The 13,476-nt window shown below is 64.5% G+C and carries 12 protein-coding genes; 6 read left to right on the top strand and 6 right to left on the bottom strand.

Annotation, left to right across the window (positions count from 1 at the left end; all coding sequences use genetic code 11):
• Positions 1-28: 28 nt before the first annotated feature.
• The 5 genes from ETC07_RS03360 to typA all read right to left on the bottom strand — a co-directional run bounded on the left by ETC07_RS03360 (position 29) and on the right by typA (position 5,501).
• Complete coding sequence (locus tag ETC07_RS03360) at positions 29-733, bottom strand: ABC transporter ATP-binding protein (protein WP_136247098.1); 705 nt, start codon at positions 731-733, stop codon at positions 29-31.
• A 71-nt stretch (positions 734-804) separates the two neighbouring features.
• Complete coding sequence (locus tag ETC07_RS03355; RefSeq protein ID WP_136247097.1) at positions 805-1,575, bottom strand: ABC transporter ATP-binding protein; 771 nt, start codon at positions 1,573-1,575, stop codon at positions 805-807.
• Positions 1,576-1,624: 49 nt separating this feature from the next.
• A complete protein-coding gene (locus tag ETC07_RS03350) occupies positions 1,625-3,067 on the bottom strand; it encodes a sodium-dependent transporter (RefSeq protein WP_136247096.1) in 1,443 nt (480 codons plus the stop codon).
• A gap of 174 nt (positions 3,068-3,241) precedes the next feature.
• Positions 3,242-3,559 (bottom strand): hypothetical protein, encoded by a 318-nt coding sequence (locus ETC07_RS03345; protein WP_136247095.1) that lies wholly within the window; start codon positions 3,557-3,559, stop codon positions 3,242-3,244.
• Positions 3,560-3,674: 115 nt separating this feature from the next.
• Entirely contained in the window at positions 3,675-5,501 is a 1,827-nt protein-coding gene (typA, locus tag ETC07_RS03340) for a translational GTPase TypA (RefSeq protein WP_136247094.1), read from the bottom strand.
• 223 nt (positions 5,502-5,724) lie between these two features.
• Between typA and ETC07_RS03335 the strand changes: the two genes are divergently transcribed.
• From ETC07_RS03335 to glnA, 5 genes are all read left to right on the top strand, one after another.
• Positions 5,725-6,609 (top strand): LysR family transcriptional regulator, encoded by an 885-nt coding sequence (locus tag ETC07_RS03335; RefSeq protein ID WP_136247093.1) that lies wholly within the window; start codon positions 5,725-5,727, stop codon positions 6,607-6,609.
• A 136-nt stretch (positions 6,610-6,745) separates the two neighbouring features.
• Positions 6,746-7,642, top strand: coding sequence for a HalD/BesD family halogenase (locus ETC07_RS03330; RefSeq protein ID WP_136247092.1), 897 nt, complete (start codon positions 6,746-6,748; stop codon positions 7,640-7,642).
• A 29-nt stretch (positions 7,643-7,671) separates the two neighbouring features.
• Complete coding sequence (locus ETC07_RS03325; protein ID WP_240724546.1) at positions 7,672-8,985, top strand: M24 family metallopeptidase; 1,314 nt, start codon at positions 7,672-7,674, stop codon at positions 8,983-8,985.
• Positions 8,986-9,014: 29 nt separating this feature from the next.
• On the top strand, positions 9,015-9,890 hold the full coding sequence (locus ETC07_RS03320) for a glycine betaine ABC transporter substrate-binding protein (protein WP_136247091.1): 876 nt from the start codon (positions 9,015-9,017) through the stop codon (positions 9,888-9,890).
• A 426-nt stretch (positions 9,891-10,316) separates the two neighbouring features.
• Entirely contained in the window at positions 10,317-11,723 is a 1,407-nt protein-coding gene (gene glnA / locus ETC07_RS03315; RefSeq protein ID WP_136247090.1) for a glutamate--ammonia ligase, read from the top strand.
• Positions 11,724-11,806: 83 nt separating this feature from the next.
• On the opposite strand, the gene ETC07_RS03310 is transcribed toward glnA, so the two are convergent.
• Positions 11,807-12,520, bottom strand: coding sequence for a ZIP family metal transporter (locus ETC07_RS03310; protein WP_136247089.1), 714 nt, complete (start codon positions 12,518-12,520; stop codon positions 11,807-11,809).
• Between the two features lie 152 nt (positions 12,521-12,672).
• Here ETC07_RS03310 and ETC07_RS03305 point away from each other — a divergent pair, with 152 nt between their 5' ends.
• The gene (locus ETC07_RS03305; RefSeq protein ID WP_136247088.1) at positions 12,673-13,254 is read left to right on the top strand and encodes a DUF4124 domain-containing protein; all 582 of its coding nucleotides are present in this window, start codon (positions 12,673-12,675) and stop codon (positions 13,252-13,254) included.
• The last annotated feature ends 222 nt before the right edge of the window (positions 13,255-13,476 follow it).

Here is a 13,476-nt window from a genome sequence, read left to right as displayed (position 1 = left end):
GTCTCTCCGATGATCCGTCGAGGCGGGCTCAGCCGCCCAGGAAGCTCTTGGCGACCTCGGGGTCGGCCAGCAGGGCCGCGCCGGTGTCGGTGAAGCGGTTCTGGCCGGCGGCCAGCACGAAGCCCTTGTCGGCGATGGCCAGCGCCTGCTTGGCGTTCTGCTCGACCATCAGGATGCTGACACCGGCGGCGTTGATCTCCTTCACACGGGCGAAGATCTCGTTCATGTAGCGTGGCGAAAGCCCGGCGGTGGGCTCGTCGAGCAGCAGCACCTCGGGCTCGGCCATCAGTGCGCGGCCCATGGCGACCATCTGGCGCTGGCCGCCGGAGAGCTCGCCGGCGGGCTGGTGACGCTTGTCCTTGAGCGGCGGGAAGAACTCGTAGATTCGCTCGAGCATGCGCTTGACGCTGCCAGGCTTGAGGTAGGCGCCCATCTGCAGGTTTTCCTTCACCGAGAGGCTCGGGAAGACGTTGTACTCCTGGGGCACGAAGCCCATGCCCTTCTGGACGAGCCGGTTGGGTGGCAGGTTGTGGATGGGCTCGCCGCGCAGCAGGACCTCGCCCTGGCTGACCTGGAGCAGGCCGAACACGGCCTTGAGCATGGTCGACTTGCCGGCGCCGTTGGGGCCGACGATGACGCCGATCTCGTCGGCCTCGATGGCCATGTCCACCCCGTTGAGGATGTTCATGCCGCCGTAGCCGCCCTGCACGTCGCGTGCGTCGAGTAGTGGCATAGGGAGTCTCTGCGTTGTTGTTATCGGGCGGCCCGGCCGCCCTGTCGTTATTGTCGGTGCCGGAGTACGCCTCAGGCGGCGGGTGAGCCGAAGTAGGCCTCGATGACCTCGGGATTGTTCTGGATCTCCGCGATGCTGCCCTCGACCATCACGCTGCCCTGGGCGAGCACGATCACCGGGTCGCAGAGCCGCGCGATCATCTCCATGTCGTGTTCGATGACCAGGAAGGTGTAGCCCATCTCGCGGTTGAGACGCTCGATGTTGCCGATCAGGTCGCCGAGCAGGGTGCGGTTGACCCCGGCGGCGATCTCATCGAGCAGCACCACCTTGGCGTCGGTCATCATGGTGCGACCGAGCTCGAGCAGCTTCTTCTGGCCGCCGGAGAGGTTGCCGGCCAGCTCGTTGCGCACGTGATGCAGCCCGATGAAGTCGATCACTTCCAGCGCCCGGCGCCGCACCTCGTCTTCCTCGCGGCGTACCTGGCCCGGCTTGAGCCAGGTCGCGAACAGGCTCTCGCCGGCCTGCCGGGGCGGCACCATCATCAGGTTCTCGAGCGCCGTCAGGTTCGAGAACTCGTGGGCGATCTGGAAGGTCCGCAGCAGACCGCGATGGAACAGCTGGTCGGCGGGGCGGTTGGTGATGTCTTCGCCGTCGAAGCGAATCTCGCCGCTGTCCAGCGGCAGGGCGCCGGCCATGATGTTGAACAGCGTCGACTTGCCGGCGCCGTTGGGGCCGATCAGGCCGGTAATGGCGCCTTCTTCCACCTGCAGGGAGCAGTCGTTGATGACGCGCAGGCCACCGAAGGCCTTGTTGACGTGTCGGACGTCGATGATGGCTGACATGTCGCACCTGTAAGCAGTTGTTCATTGTTATGGGGCGGCGCGAGGCGTCTCATGAGGCGTTGCGCTCCGCCAGGAAGCTGCGGCCGGCGGCGAAGGTGCCGACGATGACCAGGGCGCCGATGGCGGGTATGCCGTAGCCCTGCACCTGAGGCAGGCTGCGCAGGAACACGAAGGCCACGGCGGCCGGGGCCACGAAGTGCACCAGCAGTCGCCAGACCCGGAACCAGGTCTCGCCGGTGCGCATCTCCTTCATCACCTCGCCATGGGTCAGGGCCCAGCCGGCGAACAGCGAGATCAGCAGGCCACCGAGCGGCATGGCGATGTTGGTGGCAAGCTCGAGCAGGCCGAAGGCGCTACGCCCGAACAGCGCGTGGAAGGGCGAGTCCAGGGCCCAGCGATTGAAGCTGAACACCGTGAGCAGGCCCAGCGCCCAACTGGCGATGACCATGGCGGAGACCGCCTGGGGGCGGTTGAGGTCGAAGCGCTCGACCAGGTAGGCGGCCACCGGCTCGATCAGCGAGATCGCCGAGCTCAGCGCCGCCCCTAGCACCAGCAGGAAGAAGATGGCCCCGAGCAGCGTGCCGCCGGGCATTTCGGCGAAGGCCAACGGCAGGGTGACGAACATCAGCCCGGGGCCCTCGCTCGGGTCGAGGCCGGCGCCGAATACCAGGGCGAAGATCGCCAGGCCGGCGATCAGCGCCACCGCGGTGTCGATGAAGGCGATGGTGAAGGCGGTGGTGGTCAGCGAGGCGGCGCCGGACATGTAGGCGCCGTAGGCCATGATCGCCCCCATGCCGAGGCTCAGGGTGAAGAACGACTGGCCCATGGCCGCCAGCCAGCCTTCCAGGCTGAGGCTGGCGATGTCGAAGGTGAACAGGAAGTCGGCGGCGGCGGCCAGGTCGCCGATCGTCGCGGCGTAGGCCAGCACCACCATCAGGATCGCGAACAGCGCCGGCATCAGGATGCGCAGGCCGTTCTCGATGCCGCGATGGACGCCCAGTCCGACCACCAGCGCCGAGGAGCCGATGAACAGGCTGTGATAGAGGGTCAGCAGTGCCGGCGAGGCCAGCAGGGCATCGAAGCTGGCGGCCACGCCCTCGGCATCGGCAGCGGACAGCGTCCCGGCGATCATCTGGCCGGTGTAGTGGATCGCCCAACCGGCGATCACCGAGTAGAAGCTTAAGATGATGAAGGCCGAGGCGGCCCCCAGCCAGCCGATCGATTCCCAGGCCCGCGAGGTCCGATGGGTGCGGGTCAAGAAACGCATGCCCATGATCGGGCTGCGCCGGCTGTTGCGGCCGAGCATGGTCTCGGCGATCAGGATCGGGATGCCGACCGCGAAGATGGTCAGGGCGTAGACCAGCAGGAAGGCGCCGCCGCCATTCTCGCCGGCCAGGTAGGGAAAGCGCCACAGATTACCCAGCCCCACCGCCGAGCCGACGGCGGCGAGCAGGAAGGTGCCCTTGTGCGTCCAGACGTTGTTCGTGCTCATCGGTTCCCGGAGTGCGCGTGGCCTCGTGGCGTATGCCATCGAGAGCGGGCCGCGGTGTGCTGCGCTAGGATGCCCAGCCCCAAGGCCTTCACTGTGCGCTAGATCCGAGGCGCTTGACCAGATGGCTAGCGTTTAGGAGCCGTTGGCGAGGCGGATGGCAATCCCGGCGTCGCTTCAGTCGCGATCGTCGTCCGCCGCCGGGTGGGGAGGTTCCATGGCGCGCCGGGCATCGGGCAGGCGCACGGTGTCGCCGATCGCCAGTTCGCCGACGCGCTGCTCGCGGCGGCCGGTGTCATCGGCGATCAGCGCGACCACCTCGCCGGTGCTGGTGCCGTCGACCCAGGCATCGACCCTCACGCGTGCGGTGAAGCCGCTCAGGCGTGCGCTGATGATGCTGCCTGTGTAGGGCTCGGGATAATCATGGGGGTGGTCCTGGTAATAGCGCAGCACGCTGGCGCTGCCGGGATCGTCCCATTCGACATGCTTATGCATCGGGTCACCTCCAGGGTAAAGGATCAGGCTTTCAGCATAGTCCCCGGCGGGGGGAAGAGGCCACAACGCAGGAGCCCGCCATGATGGCGGGCTCCGGGGCGTGCGGCGAAGGCGCTTACTTCTTCTTGGCGCGCTTGCGCTCGTTCTCGGAGAGCAGCTTCTTGCGCAGACGGATGTGGTGGGGCGTGACTTCCACCAGCTCGTCGTCGTCGAGGAATTCGACGGCCTGCTCGAGGGTGAAGCGCACCGGCGGCGTCAGGATCAGGGCCTCATCGCTGCCGGAGGAGCGCATGTTATCGAGCTTCTTGGCCTTGGTCGGGTTGACGACCATGTCGTCGGCACGGTTGTTGATGCCGATCAGCATGCCTTCGTAGACCTCGGTGCCGTGCTCGACGATCAGCTTGCCGCGATCCTGCAGGGCGAACAGCGCATAGGCCAGCGCCTTGCCGGAGACCATGGAGACCAGCACGCCGTTGTGGCGCTCGACGGAGGCCTCGGGGCGCAGCGCGCCATACTGGTCGAAGCGGCTGGTCAGGATGCCGGTACCGGAGGTCAGGGTCAGGAACTGACCGCGGAAGCCGATCAGGCCACGCGCCGGGATGCTGAAGTCCAGGCGCACGCGGCCCTTGCCGTCCGGGTTCATGTTCTGGAGCTCGCCCTTGCGGTAGCCGAGCTCTTCCATGATGGCGCCCTGGTGCTGCTCCTCGCAGTCGATGATGACTTCTTCGTAGGGCTCCTGGGCGACGCCGTCGATCTCGCGGATGATGACCTCGGGGCGGCCGACGGCCAGCTCGAAGCCTTCACGGCGCATGCTCTCGATCAGCACCGAGAGGTGCAGCTCGCCGCGGCCGGAGACGATGAACTTCTCGGGGCTGTCGCCTTGCTCGACACGCAGCGCGACGTTGTGGATCAGTTCCTGCTCGAGGCGGTCGCGGATGTTGCGGCTGGTGACGAACTTGCCGTCCTTGCCGGCGAACGGCGAGTCGTTGACCTGGAAGGTCATCGACACGGTCGGTTCGTCGACGGTCAGCGCCGGCAGCGCCTCGACGTTGCTCGGGTCGCAGAGCGTATCGGAGATCGCCAGGTTCTCGATGCCGGTGATGCAGACGATGTCGCCGGCGGTGGCCTCATCGGTCTGCACGCGCTCCAGGCCGAGGTGGGTCATCACCTGGCCGATCTTGCCGCGGCGCTCCTTGCCTTCCTTGGTGACCACGGTGATCTGCTGGCCGGGGCGCAGGGCACCACGCGTGATGCGGCCCAGGCCGATGACGCCGACATAGCTGTTGTAGTCCAGTGCCGAGATCTGCATCTGCAGCGGGCCGTCGAGCTCGACCTTGGGCGGTTCGACGATGTTGGTGATGGCCTCGAACATCGGGCGCATGTCGTCGCTGAGCTCTTCCGGCTCGGTGCCGGCGATGCCGTTGAGGGCGGAGCAGTAGACGATCGGGAAGTCGAGCTGCTCGTCGCTGGCGCCGAGGTTGTCGAACAGATCGAAGATCTGGTCGATGACCCAGTCCGGGCGCGCGCCGGGGCGGTCGATCTTGTTGACCACCACGATCGGCTTGAGGCCCTGATCGAAGGCTTTCTGGGTGACGAAGCGAGTCTGCGGCATCGGGCCGTCGACGGCATCGACCATCAGCAGCACGGAGTCGACCATCGACATGACGCGCTCGACCTCGCCACCGAAGTCGGCGTGTCCGGGGGTGTCGACGATGTTGATGTGGTAGTCGCGGCCGTCACCGTCATCCCAGCGGATCGCCGTGTTCTTGGCCAGGATGGTGATGCCGCGTTCCTTCTCCTGGTCGTTGGAGTCCATGATGCGCTCCTGACCTTCGGCTTTGCGGTCCAGAGTGCCGGACTGCTGGAGAAGCTTGTCGACCAGGGTGGTCTTGCCGTGGTCGACGTGAGCGATGATAGCAATGTTTCTAAGATTCTCGATCACGACGGGATCCTGCTGGGAAAAGTGGGGCCGCATTATAGAGTCAGGACCTCGACGCTACCAGCCTTGTCGACCGGAAACCGCGGGCGCGACTCGTTCGGCCCATGGATTCAAGGGGCTGCGAAAGGAGGGCGGCGTCGGCGAGCGGCGATTCTCGGCCGCCTCGGTCGTTGAGACTTGGCCCCTTGGGTAGAATGATACCCCTGTTGATCAGGTGAGCTCTGCCATGCTGGATATCAAGTTCTATGTGCTGATTGATGCCATCGCTACGCATGGCACGGTCCATGATGCGGCGGCGGCGATTGGTGTGACGCAGCCGGCGGCCACGCATCGTATCCGCGAGATGGAGCGGCGTCTCGGGATATCCTTGTTCGTGCGCGAAGGGCGTCGATTGGTGCTGACGGCCTCCGGCGAACGCCTGGTGGCCGCCGCCCGGGATACCCTGCCGAGGCTGCGCAGCGCGGAAATTGAGGCATGGCAGCTGGCGCGCCATGGGGAGCCGCCCATCCGCTTGGGCATTGGGCCTTATGATATGTTCTCGCGGGTCGTGCCCCATCTTTATGACCCTCCGTATGGCGACATCGACCTGGTGAGCCTGTCGATGCCCGAGATGACGGGCGCCTTGCTGGCCCGGCGGGTCGACATGATTCCAATGATCGAGGTTCCTGCTCAGCGGGGCCTCGATTACCGCGAGCTGTTCGAGGAGCCGCTAATGGCGGTGCTGCCTCTGTCTCATCCCTATGCCGATAGCGATGCGGTGCCTCCTGAGGTATTCGATCAGGAGCGTCATTTCACCTATAGCGTGGCGCCGGAGGCGGGACATGAGTTCGAACACTTCTTCCAGCCCGCTGGGGTCTACCCATCGCGGATGGTGCAGGTCGAATCCGTGAGCCTGATTCTCGACCTGGTGGCTGCTGGTAAGGGGGTGAGTATCCTGTCGCGTTGGGCGGTGCGCGATGCCGAGGCGAAGGGGCGGGTGGTGATGCGGCCATTGGCCGGAGACATGCCTCGCATCCCTTGGTACTTAGCCTTTGCCGATGAACCACGTATTGCCGAGGTGGCGATTCCGCTGGCCTCGCTGCTGCGCGAGCTATATCGGCCGCCTTCTTGAGGGGCATTCTCAACCACCTGAATCAATTGATAAAAATTTCATGACATCGGCGACGGAATTCTGATTGTAGCTGGTGAGCGGGGCCGCCTAGCCTAGGCCGCAGTATTCATCCCGCTACCCGAGAGGAGGCAAGCCGATGCCATCTTCCGCGCTCCGCGAAGAATCTTCACCGACCCCGCAAGCACCCGCGGACACTCCCCTGGCGAGGTTGGTCGACCTGCGGCAATACCCGATTGACCAACAGGAAGGCGACGCCTATCGCGATGCGGTGGCAAGAGTGCGTGCCCAGCTGCGACAGGACGGCTGCGCACTGTTGTCCCAGTTCATCCGTGACGATGTCGTCGAGGCGCTACGCCGCGAAAGTGAGGCCCTGGCGCCCTTGGCCTACTATTCCGATAACAACGTCAATCCGTATATCACCCCGGATGACCCCGACCTGCCCGACGATCACCCGATACGCTGCTTTCAGCACTATACCAACGGGTTCGTGGCCAAGGACCACATTCCCGAGGATGCCATCGTCAAGGCACTCTATCGCGACCCGGCGTTTCAGCGTTTCATTGCCGACTGTCTCGAGGAGCCGGTCATCTACGAATTCGCCGATCCCATTGCCGGCCTGGTCATCAACGTCATGCCCGACGATACCGAGCTGCCATGGCACTTCGACACTAACGAGTTCATCGTCAGCCTGATGACGCGACGGCCTCACAGCGGTGGGGAATTCCAGTATGCGCCCGGCATCCGCCGGCCCGGCGAGGAAAACTTCGCCGGTGTGCAGCGCATCCTCGAAGGCGACCATGCCGAGGTCGAGTCGCTGACCCTCAATACGGGTGACCTGCAACTCTTCAAAGGGCGCTACTCGATGCACCGCGTGGCGGCCGCCAAGGGACAGCGTTTGTGCACCCTGCTGGGCTACGCCAAGAGCCCGAACATGATGGGGAGCCTGGAGCACACCGAGAAGATCTATGGTCGCGTGACCCAGGCTCATATCGATGCCCACAATCAGCGTCGCCACGACGACCTCATGGGCTAGGCGAGCGCCGAGGGAATCCCTCGGCGCTCATGCCTGACCGATCCATTTGCCTGCCCACCAACGAGAATTTTTCCATGAGTCAGATTGTGGCCCTGGCCGACGCGTCTCGCGACGACCGCCTCTACAGCGACGGTGACTTCCGCCGTCAATCTATCGATGGCGAGCTGATCGCTCGCGTCGAGCGCTACCGCCTAGAGCGCCTGCGTCAGCAGATGCGCCACCATGAGATGGACGCGGTCATCCTGTTCGACCCGATTAACATCCGCTATGCCTGTGGTTCGCGCAACATGCAGGTCTACTCGCAGCGTAATCCCGCTCGTTATCTGTATGTGCCTCTTGAGGGTCCGGTGGTGCTCTTCGAGTTCAGTGCCTGCTTGCATCTGGCCAAGGGTTCCCAGTTACTCGATGAGGTTCGGCCGGCACGGGCGGTGATGCCGCAGTACAGTGGTCCGCACTGCGCCCGCCACACAGCGAATTTCGTCGATGATATCCGGGCTCTGTTCGAACGCTCTATGACCCAGGGGAAGCGTCTCGGTATCGAGTCTGCCCCCACCGCCGCGGTGTCCGCTCTCGATGAAGCTGGTTTCGAGCTCATGGATGCAGCGGTGGTCATGGAGGGGGCCAAGTCGATCAAGAGTATCGATGAGCTGAGCTTGATCCATCGCTCGGTGACACTGACCGAGTCCGCCATGGCGCGTATGGAGGCTAGCCTACGTCCGGGCATGTCGGAAAACGAGCTGTGGTCCATCTTCAACCAGCATGTGCTGGCCACGGGAGGTGAGTACGCTGAAACTCGGCTGCTCACTTCCGGAGCGCGTACCAACCCGTGGTTCCAAGAGTGCTCCGATAAGATTATCGCACCGGGCGAGCTCGTGGCCTTTGATACCGATATCGTCGGCTGCTTCGGCTATTACACCGACTTCTCGCGGACCTTCCATGTGCCCGGTCGCGGTGGACCCACCCAGGAACAGCGGCGGCTCTATCGGATGGCGGCCGATCAGCTGGAAAGTAATATCGCCCTGCTCGAGCCTGGTATGAGCTTTCGCGAGTATTCGCGTCGCGCCTGGCCGATTCCTCAAGGGTATCGCGAGAACCGTTACCTGGACATCGTGCACGGTTGCGGGATGACCGGTGAATGGCCGCTGATCGCTCACGACATGGACTGGGACGATGTCGGTTACGACGGCCATCTCGAGCCTGGTATGACGCTGTGCGTGGAAGCCTATATCGGGCATCGCGATGGCAGTGAGGGAGTCAAACTCGAAGAGCAGGTGTTGATCACTGAACGAGGTATCGACCGTCTGTCGACCTACGGCTATGACGAAGAGTTGCTAGGCTCTTGATCCTTATTTCCAACTCGCCAAGGAGACCCATGAAAGCGATCGCTTCCTTTACCTTTTGTACCGCCCTTGTCGGCCTAGGCGTTGGTAGCGTGGCGGCGGATGACAAGTCGTTGACCATCGGCACCAACAACTGGTCGGAGAACATTGCTGTATCTCACCTGTGGCAACAGCTACTGGAAGAGCGTGGATACGACATCACCCTGACCACGACCGGCAAGAGCATCATCTTCAGTGGGCTGGCCCAGCGCGATATCGACATATCGCTGGAAGTCTGGCTACCCCATGGCGATGCCCAGTACCTAGAGCCCTATCAGGATCGCATCGATGTTCATGGTACCTGGTACAACGGTGCTCAAGACGAGCTGGTGGTGCCTGCCTATCTCTCCGATATCAATACCATGGCGGATTTGAAGGCCAATGCGGAGCGGTTCGTATATCAGGGCAAGCCGACGATCATGGGCATCGAATCGGGATCCGCCATCGCCGGGGAAACGGATACCGCCATCGAGCGCTACGATCTGCCGTTTCGTCAGTTGAACAGTTCGTCACCCGCCATGCTGGCTTCGCTTGAGGAGGCGTATCGCAAGGAGGCCCCCATCGCGGTCACCCTTTGGCAACCGCATTGGGCCTATGCCGAGTATGACCTCAAGGCCATCGAGGATCCCGAGGAAGCCTATGGCGGTGGCGACGACATCAAATGGATGTCCAAGGCCGGATTTGCCGAAGAGCATCCCGAAGTGACAGGCATCCTTAATGGCTGGCACATGAGCCATGCCGAGCTATCGGACCTGATGTTAACCATCGAGGATGTCGGCAATCCTGAAGAGGGTGTACGTCGCTGGGTCGAAGACCACCCAGCGCTCATCGATCAGTGGCTGGGCGACGACGACGGCGTCGATGCCTAGGGTGACAGGCCTGTACCGGGTGGTGGATCTGTCCGAGTGGACGTGATGCGAAGCTTCTAACATTGTCCATGTCAGCAGCTCATGCTCTTGGGCAGTGCAAAAGGCCAAACAGCGCACCATCGTGGTGCGCTTTCGGGCATCAGGGTAGCGTCATGAGTGGGCATGCGGCGGGGCGCCGATTTTGCACTCTTGTGGCGCTACTTTTTTCTCCATTTCTTTCAGCATGTTATGAATGTTTTGGTGAGAGGGTCTACTTTGGCACGCTGCTTGCTTTGTTCTGATCAGTGCCATGCTCTCGTGCATGGCGGCGTGGGCAACGTGCCTGCAGCATGCTACAACGTCGGCGGAGCCTCATCGCGGCCGGCGACAGAGACGCGCCGAGCAGAAATAGCCGAATCAGCCACCATTGCTTTCCTGGAGGACCTCATGTCCGAGAAGACACTCGCCCTGATCGAAGAACACGACGTGAAGTGGGTCGACCTGCGCTTCACCGACACCAAGGGCAAGGAGCAGCACGTCACCATTCCGGCCCGTGACATCGATGAAGAGTTCTTCGAGAACGGCCAGATGTTCGATGGTTCCTCCATCTCCGGCTGGAAGGGCATCAACGAGTCCGACATGATCCTGCGCCCGGAAGACGGCAGCGCCTTCCTCGACCCCTTCACCGAAGACGCCACCCTGGTGCTGCGCTGCGACATCATCGAGCCGGCCACCATGCAGGGCTACGAGCGCGATCCGCGCTCCATCGCCAAGCGCGCCGAGGCCTATCTGCAGGCCACCGGCCTGGGCGATACCGCCTTCTTCGGCCCCGAGCCCGAGTTCTTCATCTTCGACGAGGTACACTGGAAGGCCGACATCGAAGGCGCCATGTACAAGATCACCTCCGAGGAGGGCGCCTGGGCCACCGACCGTCAGGTCGAGGGCGGCAACCTGGCGCACCGGCCGCGGGTCAAGGGCGGCTACTTCCCGGTACCTCCGGTCGATAGCTTCCACGACATGCGTGGCGCCATGTGCAACACCCTCGAGGCCATCGGCCAGTCCGTCGAGGTGCACCACCACGAGGTCGCCAACGCCGGCCAGAACGAGATCGGGGTCAGGTTCAACACCCTGGTCAAGAAGGCCGACGAAGTGCAGGAAATGAAGTACGTGATCCACAACGTGGCCCACGCCTACGGCAAGACCGCGACCTTCATGCCCAAGCCGCTGGTCGGCGACAATGGCTCCGGCATGCACGTCCACCAGTCGTTCTGGAAGGATGGCCAGAACCAGTTCGCCGGCGACGAGTACGCTGGGCTGTCGGAAATGGCGCTCTACTACATCGGCGGCATCATCAAGCACGCGCGTGCCCTGAACGCCTTCGCCAACGCCTCCACCAACTCCTACAAGCGTCTGGTGCCGGGCTTCGAGGCGCCGGTGATGCTGGCCTATAGTGCCCGCAACCGCTCCGCTTCCCTGCGTATTCCCTACACCGCGAGCCCCAAGGGCAAGCGCGTCGAGACCCGTTTCCCGGACCCGACCGCCAACCCCTACCTGTGCTTCGCGGCGATGCTGATGGCCGGCATCGACGGCATCAAGAACAAGGTTCATCCCGGCGATGCCATGGACAAGAACCTCTATGACCTGCCGCCGGAAGAGGGCAAGGCCATTCCCACCGTGGCCACGAGCCTCGAGCAGGCGCTGGAAGCCCTGGACGCCGACCGTGGCTTCCTCGTCGAGGGCGGCGTCTTCACCGACGACACCATCGATGCCTACATCGAGCTGCTCTCAGAGGATGTCGAGCGCCTGCGTATGGCGACTCACCCCCTCGAGTTCGACATGTACTACAGCTGCTGAGGCCGCGCGGCGCAGGCGCCGCGCTCCGCTGCAAAAAGAGGCACGCCTTCGGGCGTGCCTCTTGTCATGTGGGGCGAGGTCCGTCAGCCGATCAGCATGTGCCCGGCGATGCCCAGCGCGAAGCCCAGCACCGCGCCGAGCGGTGGCCCCCAGTGGCGCTCGAGCCGCGCCTGGGGCGCCAGATCCTGGAATACCGAGTAGAGGATGCCGCCGGCGGCGAAGAGCATGATCGCCGCCACCGCGGCGGGGTAGTCGGACAGCCACCACAAGCCGCCGAGGCCGGCCAGTGGCCCCAGCCAGGCCATGGCGAAGAACATCGTCAGCAGGCGGCGCGCCGAGTAGTGGGTGCTCTCGCGTAGCTCGCGATAGGCGTTGAAGCCTTCCGGCAGGTTCTGCAGCGTCATCAGCAGGGCCAGCAGCACGCCGCTGCCGCCGCCATAGGCGAAGGCCGCGCCCAGGGCCAGGGCCTCGGGCACGAAGTCGGAGAGCATGGCGACCAGCTGGCTGGCGGAGGCGCCGCTGCGGTTGAGGGCGATGTCGATGCCCATGAAGGCCAGCCCGCCGGCGAGGAAGCACAGCATGGCGGGCCCCAGCTCCAAGGCCTCGACGCCATCGGGCACCAGCACCAGGGCCACCGCCGAGAGCAGCGCGCCGCCGCCGAAGGCGACGATGCCGTGGCGCAGCTCGTTCTCCAGCCCGTGGGGGCCTAGCCTCACCACTCGGGCGATCCCGCCGCCCAGCGGCATCGCCATGCCGGCCAGCAGTGTCAGTGCGATTACCTTCTCCCACGCGTCCATGCCGAGGCTCCTTGGCTTGCCATGTCGATGCCTCATCCTACCCGTCCGCGTCCGGGCCGCGAATGTGGATTCCGTTTCGGGGGCGCGTTGGGCTAGGCTGGATCCTGGCGACGGCGCGCCATGGCGGTCGTCACGGGATCCTGGAGGCACGCATGTACACGATCATCACGATACTGGCGTTGGGGCTGGCGACGAGTCTGCCCGTCGCGGCACAACCCATCTACCGCACCACCGATGCCCAGGGTAATGTTGTCTTCACCGACGACCCCCAGAGCGGCGGTAAGGCGGTGGAGCTCGACCCACTCACCGTGGTGCCGTCCCGGTCGGTTGAGCCGCTGCCGAGCGCCACGTCAGAGCCGGCCGACGGCGCCACGCGCTTCGGTGAGCCTGGCCAGCCCTTCATGCCCTACGACGCCTTCGCGATCGCCTCGCCCGAGCCGCAGTCGACGCTACCCACCGGCGCCGCCGGCAACCTCCCGGTGCGCCTCACCATTCGGCCCGCGCTGCGCGCCGACCATCGCGTGCGGCTGCTGGTGGACGGTCGGGTCAGCCAGTCCGCCCTGCACACCGACACCTTCCTGCTCTCCAACCTGGTGCGCGGCGAGCATCGGGTGCAGGCCGAGCTGCTCGACGCCGCCGGCGCGGTGCGTCACCGCACCTCGCCGCTGACGCTCTATGTGCAGCGGGCAAGCGTCAACCTGCCGAGCAATCCCAACAATCCCGCCAACGATTAGCTGCCCCCGCGCCGGCCACATCGACCGCTGTGTCCGGACGGATCGTCGAGGCCTTGCGTCCCACCCACGGCGCATGACGACGCGCCCTTCGATGCCTTCGACCACGCCGACCGGGTCGTCGAGGGGCGTGCCTTCCGCCATGCCGAGCGCCTGCGCGGCGATCAGCCGCGACGCGAGCATGACGCCCGAGGCGAGCGGCCGCATGCCCAGCGGGAGGCGCGA

The organism is Halomonas borealis, from assembly GCF_004798905.1.
Lineage (GTDB): Bacteria > Pseudomonadota > Gammaproteobacteria > Pseudomonadales > Halomonadaceae > Halomonas > Halomonas borealis.
This window is presented reverse-complemented; position numbering and strand designations above follow the sequence as displayed.